Annotated in this window: 14 protein-coding genes, 1 tRNA gene and 1 rRNA gene; 1 reads left to right on the top strand and 15 read right to left on the bottom strand. The window is 70.6% G+C overall.

Annotated elements, in window-relative coordinates; genetic code table 11:
* Positions 1-36: 36 nt before the first annotated feature.
* From ACH4D3_RS00080 to ACH4D3_RS00025, 12 genes are all read right to left on the bottom strand, one after another.
* On the bottom strand, positions 37-522 hold the full coding sequence (locus tag ACH4D3_RS00080; protein ID WP_398314708.1) for an SRPBCC domain-containing protein: 486 nt from the start codon (positions 520-522) through the stop codon (positions 37-39).
* Positions 523-543: 21 nt separating this feature from the next.
* Positions 544-918 (bottom strand): ArsR/SmtB family transcription factor, encoded by a 375-nt coding sequence (locus ACH4D3_RS00075; RefSeq protein WP_398314706.1) that lies wholly within the window; start codon positions 916-918, stop codon positions 544-546.
* Positions 919-957: 39 nt separating this feature from the next.
* Positions 958-1,224 (bottom strand): hypothetical protein, encoded by a 267-nt coding sequence (locus ACH4D3_RS00070; RefSeq protein ID WP_398314704.1) that lies wholly within the window; start codon positions 1,222-1,224, stop codon positions 958-960.
* A 6-nt stretch (positions 1,225-1,230) separates the two neighbouring features.
* Positions 1,231-1,701, bottom strand: a complete 471-nt coding sequence (locus ACH4D3_RS00065) for a Dps family protein (protein ID WP_398314702.1) — start codon at positions 1,699-1,701, stop codon at positions 1,231-1,233.
* A 203-nt stretch (positions 1,702-1,904) separates the two neighbouring features.
* Positions 1,905-2,285, bottom strand: coding sequence for a helix-turn-helix domain-containing protein (locus tag ACH4D3_RS00060; RefSeq protein WP_003973269.1), 381 nt, complete (start codon positions 2,283-2,285; stop codon positions 1,905-1,907).
* Positions 2,286-2,394: 109 nt separating this feature from the next.
* Entirely contained in the window at positions 2,395-2,940 is a 546-nt protein-coding gene (locus tag ACH4D3_RS00055) for a CinA family protein (protein ID WP_030184294.1), read from the bottom strand.
* Positions 2,937-3,740, bottom strand: coding sequence for a CDP-diacylglycerol--glycerol-3-phosphate 3-phosphatidyltransferase (pgsA, locus tag ACH4D3_RS00050; RefSeq protein WP_398314700.1), 804 nt, complete (start codon positions 3,738-3,740; stop codon positions 2,937-2,939). Before pgsA ends, ACH4D3_RS00055 begins: the two co-directional genes overlap by 4 nt.
* Positions 3,737-5,218, bottom strand: coding sequence for a 30S ribosomal protein S12 methylthiotransferase RimO (gene rimO / locus ACH4D3_RS00045; RefSeq protein WP_398314698.1), 1,482 nt, complete (start codon positions 5,216-5,218; stop codon positions 3,737-3,739). The genes pgsA and rimO overlap by 4 nt, the downstream gene beginning before the upstream one ends.
* Before the next feature lie 91 nt (positions 5,219-5,309).
* Positions 5,310-6,173: a helix-turn-helix domain-containing protein gene (locus ACH4D3_RS00040; protein ID WP_398314696.1), complete on the bottom strand. Its 864-nt coding sequence runs from the start codon at positions 6,171-6,173 to the stop codon at positions 5,310-5,312.
* 284 nt (positions 6,174-6,457) lie between these two features.
* The gene (locus ACH4D3_RS00035) at positions 6,458-9,211 is read right to left on the bottom strand and encodes a DNA translocase FtsK (protein WP_398314694.1); all 2,754 of its coding nucleotides are present in this window, start codon (positions 9,209-9,211) and stop codon (positions 6,458-6,460) included.
* Positions 9,212-9,425: 214 nt separating this feature from the next.
* Positions 9,426-10,100 carry a two-component system response regulator gene (locus tag ACH4D3_RS00030; RefSeq protein ID WP_003973275.1) on the bottom strand — a complete coding sequence of 225 codons (675 nt, stop codon included), beginning with the start codon at positions 10,098-10,100 and terminating at the stop codon, positions 9,426-9,428.
* Positions 10,101-10,574: 474 nt separating this feature from the next.
* Entirely contained in the window at positions 10,575-16,064 is a 5,490-nt protein-coding gene (locus tag ACH4D3_RS00025) for a HAMP domain-containing protein (RefSeq protein ID WP_398314691.1), read from the bottom strand.
* Positions 16,065-16,474: 410 nt separating this feature from the next.
* Between ACH4D3_RS00025 and ACH4D3_RS00020 the strand changes: the two genes are divergently transcribed.
* Entirely contained in the window at positions 16,475-19,225 is a 2,751-nt protein-coding gene (locus ACH4D3_RS00020; protein WP_398314689.1) for a SpoIIE family protein phosphatase, read from the top strand.
* Between the two features lie 46 nt (positions 19,226-19,271).
* Here the strand turns inward: ACH4D3_RS00020 and ACH4D3_RS00015 are convergent.
* The 3 genes from ACH4D3_RS00015 to rrf form a co-directional block, all read right to left on the bottom strand.
* Positions 19,272-19,347, bottom strand: a tRNA-Thr gene (locus ACH4D3_RS00015).
* An 82-nt stretch (positions 19,348-19,429) separates the two neighbouring features.
* Positions 19,430-20,092: a DegT/DnrJ/EryC1/StrS family aminotransferase gene (locus ACH4D3_RS00010; RefSeq protein ID WP_398316590.1), complete on the bottom strand. Its 663-nt coding sequence runs from the start codon at positions 20,090-20,092 to the stop codon at positions 19,430-19,432.
* A gap of 116 nt (positions 20,093-20,208) precedes the next feature.
* Positions 20,209-20,325, bottom strand: a 5S ribosomal RNA gene (rrf, locus tag ACH4D3_RS00005).
* Positions 20,326-20,483 lie beyond the last annotated feature (158 nt).

The raw sequence follows: 20,483 nt of genomic DNA, 5'->3' as shown, positions 1-20,483 counted from the left end.
AAGGCCGCGGGACGGACAGCCGCGGGACGGACGGGCCTAGGCGGCGAGGAGGGCGTCCATCTGGCCGGCCGCCTCGCGCAGGCCCTCCGCCGTGCCCATCGTCATGATCTGCTCCATCTGCTCCCGGGTGTCGAAGACCGCCCGCATCTCCATGCGGGTGCCGCCGTCGCGCTCGGTGAGCGTCACCCGGTTCGCCGCCGTCGGCATCGCGGCGTCCGGCACCCCGTCCGCGTCGGCGAATCCGTCGGTGAACTCCAGCGACCTGGGGGCGTCGACCGTGGCCACCCGCCACCAGCCGCGGAACTTCTCGCCCTCCGGGCCGGTCATGAAGTACGTGACGTCCCCGCCCGGGGTCAGGTCGTACTCCTCCACCGTCGCCGGGTAGGTCGGCGGTCCCCACCAGCGCTCCAGCTGCCGGGGATCGGACCACAGCTGCCACACCCGCTCCACCGGAGCGGCGAAGTCGGCGACCAGGGTGAGGGTCAGGTTGTCGAGATCCTTGTCCAGGCTGGTGACACTCATTGGCTCTGTCCTTCCGTCGGTCTACTGCGCTTCGGATCCGGCCTCCGGCGCCTCGGCGAGCAGACCGGACATCCGCTCCACCCGTCCGCGCCAGGCGGCCTCCAGTTCGTCCAGGGCACGGCGGGCCCGGCCCAGGGCGTCGGGATCGGTCCGCACGAGCTGCTCCCGTCCGCGGCGCTCCTTGACCACCAGACCGGCCCGTTCCAGTACCGCGACGTGCTTCTGCACCGCGGCGAAGCTCATCGGATAGGCCTCGGCCAGCCGTGACACCGACAGGTCGTCCCGCACGCAGCGGCGCAGGATGTCCCGGCGGGTCAGGTCGGCCAGGGCCTGGAACAGGCGGTCCGTACCCGCTTCCGCCTCTTCGACCGTCTCAGCGGCTCTATCTACAACCATTTGGTTGTACGTTACTCCTCCGGCGCCCCGCCGTAAAGGTCAGCGCCCGTCCGGGCGGGTCGTGGCCACTCCCCGCGTACGCGCCCCGCGCAGCGCCCGTCGCCACCGGCCGGCTCCCAGCGCCCCCGCGGCCCGGCCCCGTGGCACACAGTGCACCGGCAGCACGCTCAGCCCCCAGCCGCCGACCGCGACCGCCCCTTCGAGCACCCCGGCGTCGGGCTCCAGCGCCAGGCGCAGCACGGCCCACCACCACAGCACGCCGAGGCCCAGCGCGGCCGCCCGGCGAGCCGTCCGCGCCGAGACCATCCCGCGTCATCCGTTTTCGGCCTGGAACATCCAGTGCTGCTTCTCGAGGTCGGCCGTGATCTGGATGAAGATGTCCTGGCTCACGGGATCGGGCTCACCGCTCGCCGCGATCCGCTCACGCATCCGCCCGATCACGGCGCCCAGCGCGTCCACGACGGTCTGTACGGCGGTGGTGTCGTCGACCCAGCCCTCGGGGGTCACGTCGATGCCGCTGCCGACGGCGACCGTCGCGGCCCGCCCGTCCGGGGAGACGCCGAGCGCCGAGGCACGCTCCGCCACGGTGTCCGAGTGCGTGCGGGCGGTGCCGACGAGTTCGTCGAGCTGGAGGTGTACCGAGCGGAAGCGCGGGCCGACCACGTTCCAGTGGATCTGCTTGGCCACCAGGGACAGGTCGACCAGGTCGACGAGGGCGCCCTGCAACGCCTCGGAGACGGTCTTCAGGTCCGCGTCGGACAACGGGCTCTTCACGACGTACATCCACGCCTCCGTCGGTTCGCCCCCCGGCCATCTCCCTCCACGATGACCGCCCCCTCACGGACCGGCAAACCGGCGGCGGCACCGCCGAGGGCCTCACGCCCGCCCGCCGGACACCCCCGGGCATGCGAAAGCCCCGGCCTCGTCGCTCCGGATCTCCGGAGCGACCCCTGGCCGGGGCCTCACACGCACACGTTCTCGGGCGCTCAGGCGGCGACGACGTCCACTGCCTCGGCGGGCGCCTTGATGGTCACCCGTTCCGGTGGCACACCGGTCACCGACACGGAACCCAGCATCGGGCGCACCGGTGCCGGTACGGTCTCGCTGGGCGTGGCCGCGGCGGACCGGGCCAGCTCGGCAAGGGCCAGTTCGTCGCTCACTTCACGCATGAGCTCGGACATCCGTACGTCCAGCGCGTCGCAGATGGCGGAGAGCAGCTCGGAAGAAGCCTCCTTCTGCCCCCGCTCCACCTCGGAGAGATAGCCGAGTGAGACTCGGGCGGACGAGGAGACTTCGCGCAGAGTACGGCCCTGGCGTTGGCGCTGCCGACGCAGCACGTCACCCAGCAGGCGACGGAGCAGAATCATCGGTGGCTCCCTCCTCGGACCGTGTAACCGCATCCTTCACGCCCCACCGTACCGCCTCGCGCCGCGGCCGTGCGGGGAGCGATGTCGTGTTCACTCAGGGCTGCAAACATCAAAACCCCCCGTTCCGTTCCGTATCCTGTGCCCGCTCATTCCCGGTCTGTTCGCTCGCAAGCTCCCTCAAAAGAAGTGCGAGTACGCTCCGTACACTCTCCATACGAATTTCCGCGCGGTCGCCGTTCAACCGCAGCGCCTCCACTTTTCCGCCATCGGCGCAACCCTGCTCGGCCCCGAAGGGCCCGTCCACGGCCACGAAAACCGTCCCCACGGGCTGCCCGTCCTGCGGGTCCGGACCCGCGACGCCCGTCGTCGCGATGCCCCAGTCGGCACCCAACGCGGTGCGTACGCCTGCCGCCATCCGGGCGGCGACCTGCGGATCCACCGCTCCGCGTGCCGCGAGCAGCTCGCCGTCGACACCGAGCAGTTCCCGCTTCAGCTCCGTCGCGTACGCGGTGACGGAGCCCCGGAAGGCCTTGGACGCCCCGGGGACCGCCGTGAGCGCGGCGGCGACCATTCCACCCGTCAGTGACTCGGCGACCGCGAGGGTCTCGCCCCTGACCGTGAGTAGTCGCACCACGTCGGCGGCCGTGGAACTCAAACTTCCGACTCCTTCGACGCGTCCTTCAACGCCGCCCTGCGTTCGGCGATTCCCCGGCGGCGCAGCACAATGGCCTGCTTCACATAGTCCAGGCCGGTCGCGACGGTCAGGACGACCGCCGCCGCCATCACCCAGAACCTCAGGGTGGCCAGCGGCCCCGTCAGCGCCAGGACGTACATGCCGACGGCGATGCCCTGGGTGAGCGTCTTGAGCTTGCCGCCCCGGCTCGCGGGGATGACGCCGTACCGGATGACCACGAAACGCAGGACGGTGATCCCGAGTTCCCGGCCGAGGATGACGGCCGTCACCCACCACGGCAGGTCGCCGAGCGCGGACAGGCAGATGAGCGCCGCACCCATGATCGCCTTGTCGGCGATGGGGTCGGCGATCTTCCCGAAGTCGGTGACGAGGTTGTAGGTGCGCGCCAGGTGCCCGTCGAAGAGGTCGGTGATCATGGCGACGGCGAAGGCGGCCCAGGCGAAGGAGCGCCAGGCCGGGTCGTACCCGCCGTTGCCGAGCATGAGCGCGACGAAGGCCGGCACCAGGAGCAGCCGGAGCATCGTCAGCAGATTGGCGACGTTCCAGACGCTCGCCTGGTTGACGGCGGCCGCCGTGATCTTGCCACCGCGCGCACCGGCGCCGCCCTCGGTGGCGCCCCGCCGCTCTCCCGCGTCCCGTTCCACGGCGCCCCCCGAAGTCGTGCGCCCGGCCGGTTCCGGTGCCGCGCCCGAGGCGCCGCGCGGGCCGGTCCGGCGCGCACTGGAGGAGCCGCCCGCCGCGGACGCCGGGACTCCGGTCATCTGCCGGCCTCCTCACTCCACTCGGACGAGCCCAGCAGCGGTTCGGCCACCAGGTCGACACCCTCCGTACCGACCACCTTCGCGTCGACCATACGACCGACGCTCAGGCCTTCGCTGCCCGTGAGCAGCACCTGGCCGTCCGTCTCGGGCGCCTGGTGCTCCGCGCGGCCGCGGATGCCGTCCCCCTCGTCGGCCGGGTCCACGGACTCGACGAGTACCCGCACGGTCGCCCCGACGCGCTCGTCGGCCCGCTGCGAGACCAGCTCCTCAGCCAGCCGGGAGACGCGTGCCAGCCGCTCGGCGACGACGTCCTCGTCCAGCTTGTCGCCGTAGGTCGCCGCCTCGGTGCCCTCCTCGTCGGAGTATCCGAAGACGCCGATGGCGTCGAGGCGGGCGTGGTTCAGGAACCGCTCCAGCTCGGCGAGGTCCGCCTCGGACTCGCCGGGGAAGCCGACGATGAAGTTGGAACGCACGCCCGCCTCGGGGGCCTTGCTCCGGATGGTGTCGAGGAGCTCCAGGAAGCGGTCGGTGTCGCCGAAGCGGCGCATCGCGCGCAGCACGTTCGGCGCGGAGTGCTGGAAGGAGAGGTCGAAGTAGGGCACGACCTTCTCGGTGGAGGTGAGCACGTCGATCAGGCCGGGGCGCATCTCGGCCGGCTGGAGGTAGCTGACCCGCACCCGCTCGATGCCGTCGACCTCGGCGAGGTTCGGCAGGAGCGACTCCAGGAGCCGGATGTCGCCGAGGTCCTTGCCGTAGGAGGTGTTGTTCTCGGAGACCAGCATGATCTCCTTGACGCCCTGCTCGGCCAGCCACCGTGTCTCGTTCAGCACGTCGCTGGGTCGGCGCGAGATGAAGGAGCCGCGGAAGGACGGGATGGCGCAGAAGGAGCAGCGCCGGTCGCAGCCCGAGGCCAGCTTCACCGAGGCGACCGGGGAGCCGTCCAGCCGGCGGCGCAGCGGCGCGCGGGGCCCCGAGGCGGGCGCGACACCTTCGGGGAGGTCGGTCGGGCCGTGTCCCGGCAGGGCGACCGAGGCACCGGCCTCCTGCCGCTCGGCGGGGCTGATCGGCAGCAGCTTGCGCCGGTCGCGCGGGGTGTGGGCGGCGTGGATGCCGCCGTTCAGGATGGTCTGCAGGCGGTCGGAGATGTCGGCGTAGTCGTCGAAGCCGAGGACGCCGTCGGCCTCCGGGAGGGCGTCGGCCAGCTCCTTGCCGTACCGCTCGGCCATGCAGCCCACCGCCACGACGGCCTGCGTTCTTCCGTGGCCCTTGAGGTCGTTGGCCTCCAGGAGGGCGTCCACGGAGTCCTTCTTGGCGGCCTCGACAAAGCCGCACGTGTTCACGACGGCGACGTCCGCTTCCTCGGCGTCGTCGACGAGCTTCCAGCCGTCCGCCTCCAGACGGCCTGCGAGCTCCTCCGAGTCCACCTCGTTACGGGCGCAGCCAAGGGTGACGAGTGCGACGGTACGGCTTTCAGGCATGGGCTCAAGACTACTTCGTCCCGCCGACAGCCCACGTCGATGGGGTTGGCCGATCCTGGCCAACCCCGTGTGGACTCGTCCCCCGCGTCCCCTATCCGACCTGCGGGTCGCCCTTCGTGTACGTCAGGCGCTCGACGGCGCCGGGCTGGAAGTCGTCCTCGATCTTCTTGCCGTTGACGTAGAGCTGGATGGCTCCGGCGTCGCCGAGGACGAGCTTGACCTTCTCGTTGTCCTGGAACGTCTTGGAGTCGCCCTGCTTGAGCAGGCCGTCGAAGAGCAGCCGGCCGTTGTGGTCCTGGGCGGAGATCCAGCTGCGGCCCTCGGTGGCGCTGACCTTGACGGTCACCTTGTCCGCGGGCGCGGCGGCGATGGCGCTGTCGCTCGGTTCGGGCTTGGGGTCGGCGGGCTTCTTGGGCTTGGCGCTCGACGAGGCGGACTCGCCGGACGAGGGCTGGGCGCCCTCGGCGACGCTCGCCTCGTTGCCGCCGTCGTCGCCGCCCTTGACGAACGTGAAGCCCACGAAACCGATCACCGCGACGATCGCGGCGACCATGGCGGCGGTCCAGTTGGGTCCGCGCCGCTCGGGACGGATGCGCTCCGCCTCGAACAGGGGCGCGGCGGGGGTCGGCGCCGGGCGTCCGCCGTGCTCGGCGTCGAACCGCGCGAGCAGCTCGGCCGGGTCGAGCCCGACGGCCTTGGCCAGGGTGCGGATGTGCCCGCGCGCGTAGACGTCGCCGCCGCAGGGCGCGAAGTCGTCCGCCTCGATGGCGTGCACGATGGCGATGCGGACCCGGGTGGCGGTGGTGATGTCGTCGACGGTCAGCCCGGCGGCGATCCGGGCCTGCTTCAGGGCGTGGCCGACGGAGGGGCGGGCTTCCTCGGAAACGTCGTCAGGGGCGTCCTGGGACACGTCTTCGATCGGACGCTCGTCTTCAGGGGAGTTGCCGTTGGACACGGGGGCGCCTTTCGAGCGTTTGGCCGCCTGTGCTGGGCGTTCAGTCTAGGGGGGGTGCAAACGGGTGGGGCAAGCGGGCGGTACGACCTTTACGCCATCGGAATGGCCCGGCACCCCGATGGTGTACTACCTGTTTGTCACTTCCCTCAACTTGACGTAGGGCCTGGGGAAACGGTTGCTCAATGATCCCTAACGGGTGAGTCACGATCGGCCGCCCGGCCGTCGCGCCCCTCCGTCGGTGGAACATCGGCGGATCGTCGGCGGAACCCTTCTCCTACCCGCCCCTACCCTTCAGACTCCCCCCGGATCACCGCGAGCACGCCGTCCAGCTCATCAGGCTTCACAAGAACGTCACGAGCCTTCGAACCCTCGCTCGGTCCGACGATGCTCCGCGACTCCATCAGGTCCATCAGGCGGCCGGCCTTCGCGAAGCCGACTCGCAGCTTGCGCTGGAGCATCGAGGTGGACCCGAACTGGGTGGAGACGACCAGCTCGGCCGCCTGGCACAGCAGGTCGAGGTCGTCGCCGATGTCCTCGTCGATCTCCTTCTTCTGCTTGGTCCCGACGGTGACGTCGTCCCGGAAGACCGGCGCCATCTGGTCCTTGCAGTGCTGGACGACGGTCGCGACCTCCTCCTCGGTCACGAACGCGCCCTGCATGCGGGTCGGCTTGTTCGCGCCCATCGGCAGGAAGAGGCCGTCGCCCTTGCCGATCAGCTTCTCGGCGCCGGGCTGGTCGAGGATGACCCGGGAGTCGGCGAGCGAGGAGGTGGCGAAGGCGAGCCTGGAGGGCACGTTGGCCTTGATCAGGCCGGTGACGACGTCCACGGAGGGCCGCTGGGTGGCGAGCACCAGGTGGATGCCGGCCGCGCGCGCGAGCTGCGTGATCCTGACGATCGCGTCCTCGACGTCGCGCGGGGCGACCATCATCAGGTCGGCCAGCTCGTCCACGATCACCAGCAGGTACGGGTACGGCTGGAGCTCCCGCTCGCTGCCCTCGGGCGGCTTGACCTTGCCCTCGCGCACCGCGCGGTTGAAGTCGTCGATGTGCCGGTAGCCGTAGGCGGCGAGGTCGTCGTAGCGCAGGTCCATCTCGCGCACGACCCACTGGAGCGCCTCGGCGGCCCGTTTCGGGTTGGTGATGATCGGCGTGATCAGGTGCGGGATGCCCTCGTACGCGGTCAGCTCGACGCGCTTGGGGTCGACCAGGATCATCCGGACGTCCTCCGGGGTCGCCCGCATCATGATCGAGGTGATCAGGCAGTTGATGCAGGACGACTTGCCGGAGCCGGTGGCACCGGCGACCAGCATGTGCGGCATCTTCGCCAGCGAGTGCATGACGTAGCCGCCCTCGACGTCCTTGCCGAAGGCGACCAGCATCGGGTCGTCGTCCTCGGCGGACTCCGCGAGGCGCAGCACGTCGCCGAGGTTGACCATCTCCCGGTCGGTGTTGGGGATCTCGATGCCGACCGCGGACTTGCCGGGGATCGGGCTGATGATCCGCACGTCGGGGCTGGCGACGGCGTAGGCGATGTTCTTGGTCAGCGCGGTGATCCGCTCGACCTTCACGGCGGGGCCCAGCTCGACCTCGTAGCGCGTGACCGTCGGGCCGCGGGTGAATCCGGTGACGGCGGCGTCGACCTTGAACTCGGTGAAGACGGTGGTCAGCGAGGCGACTATGGCGTCGTTGGCGGCACTGCGCGCCTTGCCGGGGCCGCCGCGCGTGAGGGCGTCGAGGGACGGCAGGGAGTAGGTGATGTCGCCGGAGAGCTGGAGCTGCTCGGCGCGCGGCGGCAGGTCCCGCTCCTTGGGCAGCGGCGTCTTCGTCAGGTCGGGGACCGCACCGCCCGCCGGTTCCCGTCCGGCCGCCTTCGTGGCGTCCTTCTTGAGCTTCCCCGGCTGCGGCCGCGCGGCCGGCACCGGCGTGGGCGTCGGGGTCGTGGACTCGCGGTCCCCGGGGCTCACCCCCTGGGTGAGGTCGGCGACCAGCGGGGAGGGCGGCATCCCGTGCAGTACGGCGCCGTCGAGCGCGGCGGCCGCCGCGGCGGCGACGTCCACGGCGTCCATCGGACGGTTCAGCTCGGGCTGCGGCACGGCGGACCGCCGGGGCCTGCCGCGGCGCCGGCTGAGCGCCTCCTGCTCGGCCGCGTCGGGGTCGTACGGCTCGGCGGCGGCCGGCTGGGCGCGCTTGCGGGACCGGGCGGGCAGCGCCTCGCGCCACTGCTCGTCGTAGCGCTCGTCGTCGTCCGTGAACTCGTCCGTCTCCGGGGCGTGGACCACGCCGAGTCGCACCCCGAGCTGCCGCAGCCGCTGCGGAATGGCGTTGACCGGGGTGGCCGTGACGACGAGCAGCCCGAAGACGGTGAGCAGCACGAGCAGCGGCACGGCCAGCACGTCGGTCATCGTGTACGACAGCGGGGTGGCCGCGCCCCAGCCGATGAGGCCGCCGGCGTCCCTTATGGCCTGCATGCCCTCGCTGCGGGCCGGCGAGCCGCAGGCGATGTGCACCTGGCCGAGCACGCCGATGACGAGCGCGGACAGGCCGATCACGATCCGCCCGTTGGCCTCGGGCTTCTCGGGGTGCCGGATGAAACGTACGGCGATGGCGCCGAGCAGGATCGGCACGAGCAGGTCGAGCCGGCCGAAGGCGCCGGTCACGAGGATCTCGACGAGGTCGCCGACGGGGCCCTTGAGGTCGGCCCAGGTGCCCGCTGCGACGATCAGCGACATGCCGAGCAGCAGCAGCGCGACGCCGTCCTTGCGGTGGGCCGGGTCGAGGTTCTTGGCGCCCTGCCCTATGCCGCGGAAGCCGGCGCCCACTCCGTGCGCGAGGCCCAGCCAGAGCGCGCGCACCAGCCGGTAGACGCCGCCGGTGGGGTTCGGAGCCGGTTTGGGCGCGGGCTTCTTCGCCGCGGCCTTCTTGGCGGGCGCCTTTTTCGCGGGTGCCTTCTTCGCGGCGGCCTTTTTGGCCGGACCCTTCGCGGGAGCGGCCGCCTTCTTCGCGGGCTGCTTCTTGGCTGCGGAGGGACGTGAGGCCATGGGTGTGAGGTTACCGGGGGAGACGGCGGTCGACACGTGTGCCTACCGCTTCACCCGTTCGTGTCGCCCCTCCATGGGGGCGGAACTGACGCTTCCGGTACAGCCCCTGACAAGCCCTCACGGGCCCTCTCACCGGCCCTCTCGCAGGCCCTCTCACGGACGGCCGCGCGGGCCGCCACGACGAGCCTCGCGGGCAGCAGGGGCGTTCCCGGCGTCAGTTGACGGCGGCCTGACCGCCGGACGAGCCCGGCTCCAAGGCATCCAGCGCCCGCCGCAGCCCGGTGAGCTTGCGCTCCAGGTGGGCGGCCGTCGCCACCGCGGCCGCGTCCGTCGACTCGTCGCCGAGCTGCTTGGACAGCGCCTCCGCCTGCTCCTCCACGGCCGCCAGCCGCGCCGACAGCTCGGCGAGCAGCCCCGCCGGCTCCTTGGCCTCGCCGACCGCGGCCTTGTCGTTGCCCTCCAACTGGAGGCGCAGCAGAGCCGCCTGCTCACGCAGCTGGCAGTTCTTCATGTACAGCTCGACGAAGACCGAGACCTTGGCGCGCAGCACCCAGGGGTCGAACGGCTTGGAGATGTAGTCCACCGCGCCTGCCGCGTACCCGCGGAAGGTGTGGTGGGGCCCGTGGTTGATCGCCGTGAGGAAGATGATCGGGATGTCCCGGGTCCGCTCCCGGCGCTTGATGTGCGCGGCGGTCTCGAATCCGTCCATGCCCGGCATCTGGACGTCCAGCAGAATGACCGCGAAGTCGTCCGTGAGCAGTGCTTTGAGCGCTTCCTCCCCGGACGATGCCCGCACCAGCGTCTGATCGAGCGCCGAGAGGATCGCCTCCAGCGCAAGCAGATTCTCCGGCCGGTCATCGACCAGGAGGATCTTGGCCTTCTGCACCATGGCCCGCCCTCCTCGCCCCGGCGTGGGGCCTCCCCTGTCCACAGGACTTGGCACGGCACCGGCGGGTGCCGCCCCGGGGGACGGCTCCCTTGCGCCGCCCGTCCTTGTGCCGGTCATCGTAGCCGCACCCCGCCTGTCGCCACACCCTGTCACCGTGATGTCACTGTGCTCGTAGCAGAAACGCGGCGGGAGACCAGAAGGTTCCCCGAAACCCGTACTTCTACACGGCTTCGGGCACGCTGGGTCAGCGACTTCGCGTGGCCCCCGAAGGTTCCCGCCGTTTACACACACCCCACGTTCGCACACCGCCCGAGCGAGCCGCACGGAAGGTGCCCGTACGTACGGCAGGACGCTGCCCGAACGTACTACGGGCCCGGGGGCCGGACGGACCGGTCACTTCCCGCCCGGCCCCGCCACCGCCACCCGGCCCCGCCGCCACCGGCTCCCCCGGGCTCGCCCGGGGCTCACTCCTCGTCACTCCTCGCGCATCCACTGCTGCATCACCGTCAGCAGGTGGTCGGGGTCGACCGGCTTGGTCACGTAGTCGGAGGCGCCCGACTCGATCGCCTTCTCCCGGTCGCCCTTCATCGCCTTCGCGGTCAGCGCGATGATCGGCAGCCCGGCGAACTGGGGCATCCTGCGGATCGCCGTGGTCGTCGCGTATCCGTCCATCTCGGGCATCATGATGTCCATCAGGACGACCGCCACGTCCTCGTGCTGCTCCAGCACCTCGATGCCCTCACGCCCGTTCTCGGCGTACAGCACGGACAGGCCGTGCTGCTCCAGCACGCTGGTGAGGGCGAAGACGTTGCGGATGTCGTCGTCGACGATCAGCACCTTCTGCCCGCCGAACCGGATCCCCCGGTGCGCCTGCGGTGCCGCCTCCTGCCCGGCGCCCGGCTGCCGCTCCTGCGCCTCGAGCCGGTCACCGGTGTCCGCGGCCGGCTTGCGACGGCGCCGGAACAGCGCGGCCGCGCCGTTCTGCGCGTCCTGGTACGACTTCACCTCGGCCGGCGTCTCGACCTCGGCACCCGGCAGCTCGGCCACCGCGCCCGAGGCCGCCGGCAGCTCACCCGCCTCCACGGACGGCAGCGGCTGCTGGTATCCGTGCGGGGGCAGCTCGCTCGGGTGCAGCGGCAGGTAGAGCGTGAAGGTCGACCCGCGGCCCGGCTCGCTCTGCGCGTGGATCTCACCGCCGAGCAGCTGCGCGATCTCCCGCGAGATGGACAGCCCGAGGCCCGTACCGCCGTACTTGCGACTCGTGGTGCCATCGGCCTGCTTGAACGCCTCGAAGATCACCTGCATCTTGCTGGCCGCGATCCCGATGCCCGTGTCGCTCACGGAGAACGCGATCAGCTCTGCGTCCGGGTCGTTCATCGAACCGGCCTCCAGCAACTGCTCCCTGATGCCCTTCGGAACCTCGTCCCGGGCCGGCCGGATGACCAGCTCGACGGAGCCCGAGTCGGTGAACTTCACCGCGTTGGACAGCAGGTTGCGCAGCACCTGGAGCAGCCGCTGCTCGTCGGTGTGCATGGTGGCGGGCAGCCCCGGCGACACCCGCACCGACAGGTCCAGGCCCTTCTCCGCGCTCAGCGGCCGGAAGGTCGCCTCCACGTAGTCCACGAGCTGGACGAGCGCGATGCGGGTCGGGGAGACGTCCATCTTCCCGGCGTCGACCTTCGACAGGTCGAGGATGTCGTTGATGAGCTGGAGCAGGTCGGAACCCGCGCCGTGGATCGTCTCCGCGAACTCGACCTGCTTCGGGGTCAGGTTCGCGTCGGCGTTGTCCGCGAGCAACTTGGCCAGAATCAGCAGCGAGTTGAGCGGTGTGCGCAGCTCGTGCGACATGTTGGCCAGGAACTCGCTCTTGTACCGCATGGAGACCGCGAGCTGCTCGGCACGCTCCTCCAGGACCTGCCGCGCCTCCTCGATCTCGGTGTTCTTCACCTCGATGTCGCGGTTCTGCTGCGCCAGCAGCTCGGCCTTCTCCTCCAGTTCGGCGTTGGACGACTGGAGCGCCTTCTGCCGCTGCTCCAACTCCTCCGACCGCTCCCGCAGTTGCTCGGTCAGCTCCTGCGACTGGCTCAGCAGCACCTCCGTCTTGGTGTTCACGGAGATGGTGTTGACGCTGGTCGCGATCATCTCGGCGATCTGGTTCAGGAAGTCCTTCTGGATGTGCGTGAACGGCGTGAACGACGCCAGCTCGATGACGCCGAGTACCTGACCCTCGAACAGCACCGGCAGCACGATCACCTGCGCGGGCGGCGCCTCGCCGAGCCCGGAGGAGATCTTCAGGTAACCGCTCGGCGCGTTCTCCACGAGGATCGTGCGCTTCTCCTGGGCGGCCGTGCCGACCAGCGCCTCGCCCGGCCGGAACGAGGTGGGCATGGACCCCATCGAGTAGCCGTACGACCCGAGCATGCGCAGCTCGTACGCCTCGCCCTCGGCGCCCGCCTGCTCCTGCCCGTCGACCAGCGGCATCGCGAGGAAGAACGCCCCGTGCTGCGCGGAGACCACCGGCGTCAGCTCGCTCATGATCAGCGACGCCACGTCCTGGAGATCGCGGCGGCCCTGCATCAGGCCGGAGATCCGGGCCAGATTGCCCTTGAGCCAGTCCTGCTCCTTGTTGGCGATCGTGGTGTCGCGCAGGTTGGCGATCATCTTGTTGATGTAGTCCTGCAGCTCGGAGATCTCTCCGGAGGCGTCCACGTCGATCTTCAGGTTCAGGTCGCCCCGGGTCACCGCGGTCGCCACGCGCGCGATGGCCCGCACCTGCCGGGTCAGATTCCCGGCCATCTCGTTCACGGACTCCGTCAGGTCGCGCCAGGTGCCGTCGACGTCGCGTACGCGTGCCTGGCCGCCGAGCTGCCCCTCCGTGCCCACCTCACGGGCGACCCGGGTGACCTCCTCGGCGAAGGACGACAGCTGGTCGACCATCGTGTTGATGGTCGTCTTCAGCTCCAGGATCTCGCCGCGCGCGTCGATGTCGATCTTCTTGGTCAGGTCGCCCTTGGCGATCGCCGTGGTGACCATCGCGATGTTGCGCACCTGACCGGTCAGATTCGACGCCATCTGGTTCACCGACTCGGTGAGGTCCTTCCACGTCCCCGACACGCCCGGCACCTGTGCCTGGCCGCCCAGGATGCCGTCGGTGCCCACCTCGCGGGCCACCTTGGTCACCTGGTCGGCGAAGGACCGCAGCGTGCGCACCATGGTGTTGAAGGTGTCGGCGAGCTGCGCGACCTCGCCGCGCGCCTCGATCGTCACCGTCCGCGTCAGGTCGCCGTTGGCGACGGCCGCGGCCACCTGGGAGATGTTCCGCACCTGGACCGTGAGGTTCTTGGCCATCAGGTTGACGTTGTCGTTGAGGTCCTTCCAGATGCCCACGACGCCGGGCACGCTCGCCTGACCACCGAGGATGCCCTCCGTGCCCACCTCGCGGGCCACCCGCGTGACCTGCTCGGCGAAGGACGACAGCTGGTCCACCATCGTGTTGACGGTGGTGACCAGTTCGAGGATCTCGCCCTTGGCGTCGACGGTGATCTTCTTCGACAGGTCGCCCTTGGCGACCGCGGTGGTCACCTCGGCGATGTTGCGCACCTGCATGGTCAGGTTGTTGGCCATGCCGTTCACGGACTGCGTGAGGTCCTTCCAGGTGCCGGAGACGCCCTGCACCTCCGCCTGGCCGCCGAGGATGCCCTCGGTGCCCACCTCGCGCGCGACGCGCGTGACCTCCTGGGCGAACGACGACAGCTGGTCCACCATCGTGTTCAGCGTGTTCTTCAGCTCCAGGATCTCCCCGCGCGCGTCCACGGTGATCTTCTGGGACAGGTCACCGCGGGCCACCGCCGTCGCGACCTGCGCGATGTTGCGGACCTGAGCGGTGAGATTGCCGGCCATGCCGTTCACCGAGTCGGTCAGGTCCCGCCACACACCGGCCACCCCGGGCACCTGCGCCTGACCGCCGAGGCGGCCCTCCGTGCCCACCTCACGGGCGACCCGGGTGACCTGCTCGGCGAAGCTGGAGAGCTGGTCGACCATCGTGTTGATGGTGTTCTTCAGCTCCAGGATCTCGCCGCGCGCGTCGACGTCGATCTTCTGGGACAGGTCGCCGCGCGCCACAGCCGTCGTCACCTGCGCGATGTTGCGCACCTGGGAGGTCAGATTGCCGGCCATGGAGTTGACGGAGTCCGTCAGCTCCTTCCAGGTCCCCGACACGCCGTCGACCCGGGCCTGGCCGCCCAGGCGCCCCTCCGTACCCACGTCCCGGGCCATCCGCGTCACCTGGTCGGCGAAGCTGGAGAGCTGGTCCACCATCGTGTTCACGGTGTTCTTCAGCTGGAGCATCTCGCCGGAGACGTCCACGGTGACCTTCTGCGACAGGTCGCCGTTGGCCACCGCCGTCGTCACCTGGGCGATGTTCCGCACCTGACCGGTGAGGTTGCGGAACGCGGTGTTGACGGAGTCCGTCAGGTCCTTCCACGTCCCCGCCGCCCCCGGCACCTGCGCCTGCCCGCCCAGCTCGCCCTCGACACCGACCTCACGGGCCACCCGCGTGACCTCGGCACCGAACGCGGACAGCTGGTCCACCATCGTGTTGACGGTGTTCTTCAGCTCCAGCATCTCGCCGGCCACGTCCACCGTGACCTTCTGCGACAGGTCGCCGCTGGCCACGGCCGTCGTCACGGCGGCGATGTCCCGCACCTGCGTGGTCAGGTTCCGGAAGACGGTGTTGACGGAGTCCGTCAGGTCCTTCCAGATACCGGCCGCGCCCGGCACGTTCGCCTGCCCGCCGAGCTGGCCCTCGCCACCGGTCTCGTTCGCCACGCGCGTGACCTCGTCCGCGAAGATCCGCAGCGTCTCGGTCATCTGGTTGATCGTCTCGGCGAGCTGCGCGACCTCGCCGCGGGCCGGCACCGTCACCTTCTTCGACAGGTCTCCGTTGGCGACCGCCGTCGTCACGTGGGAGATCTCCCGCACCTGGGCCGTCAGGTTCCCGGCCATGGTGTTGACGGAGTCGGTCAGCTCCTTCCACACCCCGGCCACGCCCGGCACCTGCGCCTGCCCGCCCAGGGCGCCCTCGGTGCCCACCTCGCGGGCGACGCGCGTCACCTCGGACGAGAACGCGGAGAGCTGGTCCACCATCGTGTTGACGGTGTTCTTCAGCTCCAGCATCTCGCCGGCCACGTGCACCGTGACCTTCCGGGACAGGTCACCCTTGGCCACCGCCGTCGTGACCAGCGCGATGTCCCGCACCTGCGCGGTGAGCCGGTACGCCATCGTGTTGACGGAGTCCGTCAGGTCCTTCCACGACCCGGACATTCCGCGCACCCGGGCCTGACCGCCCAGCTTGCCCTCGGTGCCGACCTCGCTGGCCACCCGCGTGACCTCGTCCGTGAACGTCGACAACTGGTCGACCAGGTTGTTCACGGTCCGGCCGACCTTCAGGAACTCACCGCGCAGCGGCTGCCCGGTGCCCTCGTCGTTCTGCGTGCGCAGCTCCATGCGCGGCGACAGATCGCCGTCCGCGACCGCCGACAGCACCCGGCTGACCTCGGAGACGGGCCGTACGAGGTCGTCCACCAGCGCGTTCGAGTGGTCGATCGCGGCCGCCCAGGACCCCTCGCAGGCGCCGGTCTCCAGCCGCTCCGTGAGTTTTCCCTCACGCCCGACCACGCGCCGCACCCGCGCCAGCTCACCCGTGAGGTGCAGATTGCGGTCGGCCACCTCGTTGAAGACCGCCGCGATCTCCGACATCACGCCGTCGCCGGACACCGTGAGCCGCCTGCGGAAGTTCCCCTCGCGCATGGACACCAGCGCCGCGAGCAGCCGGTTGAGCGCGGCGGTGTCCACCGTCGTACTGCCGCTCCGTGCGCCGCCACCCCGCGATTTGCCCTGGTTACTCAGGGACTGTCCGCCTTTCGCGCGCGTCTTCGTGGTCCGCGTCGCTGCGCCAGACTCCACTGTGTCCCTCCCGCAGGGGTCGACCGATACCGCTGTGCCCGGCCGCCCACGCTCGGCGGACCGGTTCCTGCCGCTTACTTCCCGTACTGCCGGTACTTCCCGCACTGCCGGGTGATCCGGTCCGGCGCGCCGGACCGCTTCCAGGGCTGCTGCCCACCCGACTCGGCGCGCATTCACCTGCCCGGACCTTCATAAGCAGCTTGCCCAGTGTTTCACCCCGGCCGAACCAGGCCATAACAGTTCGGCAGCTTCGCACATCGTCCGCACACCCTCTGGGCGGAAACACTGCAGACCGGCATTCGGATGGACGGCGAAGGTAAGTAACCTTGCATACGGCTGTCCAGCCGAACCGGTCCCGTCCGGTCTGGGCGGTGGCACGGAGTCGAGCGGGCATCGGAGGGGCGGCCGGAATGACCACCGGACTGATCCCGGGGGAGCAGCCCCCGGATCCCGGGCCGACGGGTGGGCTGCCGCAGCAGCGGCACGAGCCGGTCGGCCATGAGGCCGTGCACGGGGAGAGAGGGTCGAGGAGTTCTGTGATCACCGCGCGCGCGGCCGCCAGCTTCGAGCCCGTCGGACGATCCGTGGCGAGTGCCCGGTCCTTCGTCCGCGACACGCTCCAGGGCTGGGGCCATGCGGACATCGTCGACGACGCCGTGGTGCTCACCAGCGAACTGGTGACCAATGCCGTGGTCCACGCCGGCACGACCGCCGACGTCGTGTGCCTGCGCAGCGACGACGGGGTACGGATCGAGGTCGCCGACCACTACCCGGAGCGCGAGGTCCCCCTGCAGGGCTCCCCCGCCACCATGGGCAGCCTCGACCGCGAGGGCGGCCGCGGCCTGCAGCTGTGCGCGGCCCTGGCCGACCGCTGGGGCGTGGAGTACTCGCCCACCCTGAAGAACGTCTGGTTCCACCTCCACCTGCCCGAGCGTCCGGTCGGCACCCGCGCCGCCGGCCCCTCCCTCCCGGCCGCCCTGCTGCCGCTCGCCGACGGCCGGGTCCGCGTCGCCGTCGTCCAGATCGACCGCTCCGGCGCCGTCACCTCGTGGAACGAGGACGCCGAGGACCTCTTCGGCTACTCCCCCGACCAGGTCACCGGCAAGCCGCTCACCGACCTCGCCGCCTGGCCGCACACCCCCGGCACCAGCACCGGCATCGCCGAGGCCCTCCAGCTCTCCCGCTGGGAGGGCAGCTACGGCATGCGCGGCGCCAACGGCCGGGTGACCCCGGTCTACGCCTCCCACCTGCGCGTCCGCGACGCCGACGGCGAGCCCTCCACGGTCTGCCTCCTCGTCCGCGACCACGAACGCGCGGTGCTGCAGACCCCGTTGCGGGTGCCGTCCGCCGACTCCCCGTCCGCCGAGGGGCAGAGCGCGGACCCCTTCGAGGTGTTCATCGGCTCCCCCGCCCCGGACGACCTCGACGGACTCCTCCAGCGCACCGTCGAACGCGCCCGCGACATGCTCGACGCCGACGCCGCCTTCCTGCTCCTGGCGACCGACGACGAAACGGAGTTGGAGGTCCGCGCCTCCACCGGCCTGCCCTCCGCCCGCCAGCGTTTCGCCCGCGTCCCCGTCGAGGCCGGGCCCGGCCGCTACGGCTCGGCGCGCATGCCCGCCGTCCACGACGACCTGGAGGCCGTCCCCGGCGCGGTCCCGCTGCTCAACAGCACGGGCATGCGCTCGGTCGTCACCGTCCCGCTCAAGGTCGAGGGCCGCCTCACCGGCTCGCTCGGCGTCGCCGCCGAGGCCGCCGGCCGGTACTCCAACGAGGAGGCGCTGCGCCTCCAGTTCGCGGCCGACCGCATCGCGCTGGCCGTCGAGTCGGCGCGCCTGGGCGAGCTGGAGCGGCTGCGCCGCGGCTCCCTCAGCTTCCTCGTCGAGGCCTCCGACCTGCTCGCCGGCACCCTGGACCGCGATCAGACGCTGGCCCTGATGGCCCAGATGACGGTCCCGACCCTGGCCACCTGGTGCGCGGTCTACACGATCGCCGACCAGGCCTCGGACCCGTACCTCTCCTACGTCCTGCACGAGGACGAGGAACTCATCGACGGCATCAAGTCCCTGCTGTCGAAGATCGCCCCGCCCGACCCGGTACCCACCCCGGGCGCCCGCGTGTGGACGGCCCCCGCCGAGATGGCCCACCAGGCGGCGCTGCGCACCTCCATGCGCGACCTCGGCCTCAGCGGCGGCCCGACCCCGCAGCTGAGCACCGGCATCGGCCCGACCCTCGCCACCGCCTCCGCCGTCGGCGGCGAGACCGTCGTCCTGCCCCTGGTCGCCCGCAACCGCGTCATCGGCATGCTCACCCTCGGCAAGCCCACCGACGACCACTTCCGCCAGGAGATCCTCGAACTCGCCGAGGACCTGTCCCGCCGCGCCGCCCTGGCCCTGGACAACGCCCGGCTGTACTCCGAGCGCACGGCCATCAGCCAGTCCCTCCAGCGCAGCCTCCTGCCCCCGGAGCTGCCCGTCATCGACGGCGTCGAGGTCGAGGTCATCTACCGCGCGGCCGGCGAGGGCAACGAGGTCGGCGGCGACTTCTACGACCTCTTCCCCATCAGCGACGACGCGTACGGCTTCGCCATCGGCGACGTCTGCGGTACGGGGCCCAACGCGGCCGCGGTCACCGGCCTCGCCCGGCACGCCCTGCGCCTGCTCGCGCGGGAGGGCCTGAGCGGCCCGGCGGTCCTGGAGCGCCTCAACTCCGCCATCCTCGACGAGGGCGCCCGCAGCCGCTTCCTCACCCTGCTGTACGGCGAGATGCGCCCGCAGGAGGACGGCAGCGCGGAGTTGAAGGTGGTCTGCGCCGGCCATCCGCTCCCGCTCCGCCTGCGCCAGGACGGCACGGTCGAGCCTGCCGCCGAACCCCAGCCCCTCCTCGGCGTCATCGAGGACCTGGAGCTGTACGAGCAGACGGTCACCCTCGATCCGGGCGACGTCCTGCTCTGCGTCACGGACGGCGTCACCGAACGCCGCGAGGGCACCCGCATGCTGGGCGACGACGGCCTCGCCGACGTCCTCACGACCTGCACGGGCCTGACGGCGGGCGCGGTGGCCGCCCGCATCATGCGCGCGGTGGAGCGTTTCGCCTCCGACGCCCCGTCCGACGACATGGCGATCCTCGCGATGCGCGTCCCGGAGCCCCACACGGACTGACCAGGGCATGCGAAAGGCCCCGCCCGAATGGGCGGGGCCTTTGTGCTGGAGCCCCCAAACGGAATCGAACCGTTGACCTTCTCCTTACCATGGAGACGCTCTACCGACTGAGCTATAGGGGCCTGTCGCTTTCGAGGTTTCCCTCGCGGCAACGGAATAGATCATACCCCGAACAAGCCGGTGCTCCCAACCACTGACTGCCGCTCAGTACGCGGGCTGCAACAGCCCACCGAGCGCATTGCACGCGGACGCGATCCGCTGCATGTCCCGCTTGGTCAAAGCGGCCTCGACCGGCAGCGCGAGCGTCTCGTCGACGGCCCGCTCCGTCTCCGGCAGCGACACACATCGCCGGAATCCAGGCATGCGGTGCACGGGTGTCCTCACCGGCACCCGGCATTCGATGCCCCTCCCCCGCAGCGCGCGGGCGAACGCGTCACGGTCCGGCCGCCCGTTCCCCGGCACCCGCACCACGTACTGCTGATAGGTGTGCCCGTCGCCCCCGTCGGGGGTCCGCACGCCCCTCAACTTCCCGTCGAGATAGGCCGCCCGCTGCCTGCGCCGGGCTATCTCGTCATAGGGCGCCTCGGACTCGCCCCACTCCAGCACGAGCAGCCCGTGGCGTTCCCCGACGCGGTGCAGAGAGCCCATGTCCGCCGGCCGCCCGAACCGGTGCACGACGACCATGGCCGCGGTTCGAGGCGTTACCGCGGCCTCCACCAGAGAGGCGTCCAGGCAGTACGTCTCCGGATCTATGTCGGCGAACACCGGCAACGCGCCCGCCAGTGCCACGGCTTCGGCGACTTCCACGTTCCCGAAGGCAGGTACGACGACCTCGTCACCGACGCCCACGCCGGCGGCCCTCAGCATTGCTGCAGTACCCATACGTCAGATGGTCGGGGCGCAACGTGAACGCGAAGTGACGGAAAGCAAAAAAGAGCTGGTCCTGGAACCGAAGTTCCGGGACCAACCCTTTTCCAATAATTGTTCGGCGGCGTCCTACTCTCCCACAGGGTCCCCCCTGCAGTACCATCGGCGCTGTAAGGCTTAGCTTCCGGGTTCGAAATGTAACCGGGCGTTTCCCCTACGCTATGACCACCGAAACACTATGAAACAGACAACCAACCGGTGACCAACACGGTCTGATTGTTCGTGGTTTCAGAACCAACACAGTGGACGCGAGCAACTGAGGACAAGCCCTCGGCCTATTAGTACCGGTCACCTCCACACCTCACGGTGCTTCCAGATCCGGCCTATCAAC

It is taken from the genome of Streptomyces sp. NPDC018026 (genome assembly GCF_044327745.1).
In the GTDB taxonomy this organism is placed as follows: Bacteria; Actinomycetota; Actinomycetes; order Streptomycetales; family Streptomycetaceae; genus Streptomyces; species Streptomyces rubrogriseus.
The sequence above is the reverse complement of the archived record's forward strand: the minus strand, read 5'-3'. Positions and strand labels throughout refer to the sequence as shown.

Bases quoted from the DNA above. Each gene is read 5' to 3' on its own strand.
- ACH4D3_RS00020 (WP_398314689.1), top strand. From the start codon at position 16,475: ATGACCACCGGACTGATCCCGGGGGAGCAGCCCCCGGATCCCGGGCCG.
- pgsA (WP_398314700.1), bottom strand. From the start codon at position 3,740: ATGACCGGAGTCCCGGCGTCCGCGGCGGGCGGCTCCTCCAGTGCGCGC.
- rimO (WP_398314698.1), bottom strand. From the start codon at position 5,218: ATGCCTGAAAGCCGTACCGTCGCACTCGTCACCCTTGGCTGCGCCCGT.
- ACH4D3_RS00060 (WP_003973269.1), bottom strand. From the start codon at position 2,285: ATGATTCTGCTCCGTCGCCTGCTGGGTGACGTGCTGCGTCGGCAGCGC.
- ACH4D3_RS00010 (WP_398316590.1), bottom strand. From the start codon at position 20,092: ATGCTGAGGGCCGCCGGCGTGGGCGTCGGTGACGAGGTCGTCGTACCT.
- ACH4D3_RS00075 (WP_398314706.1), bottom strand. From the start codon at position 918: ATGGTTGTAGATAGAGCCGCTGAGACGGTCGAAGAGGCGGAAGCGGGT.
- ACH4D3_RS00065 (WP_398314702.1), bottom strand. From the start codon at position 1,701: ATGTACGTCGTGAAGAGCCCGTTGTCCGACGCGGACCTGAAGACCGTC.
- ACH4D3_RS00035 (WP_398314694.1), bottom strand. From the start codon at position 9,211: ATGGCCTCACGTCCCTCCGCAGCCAAGAAGCAGCCCGCGAAGAAGGCG.
- ACH4D3_RS00080 (WP_398314708.1), bottom strand. From the start codon at position 522: ATGAGTGTCACCAGCCTGGACAAGGATCTCGACAACCTGACCCTCACC.
- ACH4D3_RS00030 (WP_003973275.1), bottom strand. From the start codon at position 10,100: ATGGTGCAGAAGGCCAAGATCCTCCTGGTCGATGACCGGCCGGAGAAT.
- ACH4D3_RS00070 (WP_398314704.1), bottom strand. From the start codon at position 1,224: ATGGTCTCGGCGCGGACGGCTCGCCGGGCGGCCGCGCTGGGCCTCGGC.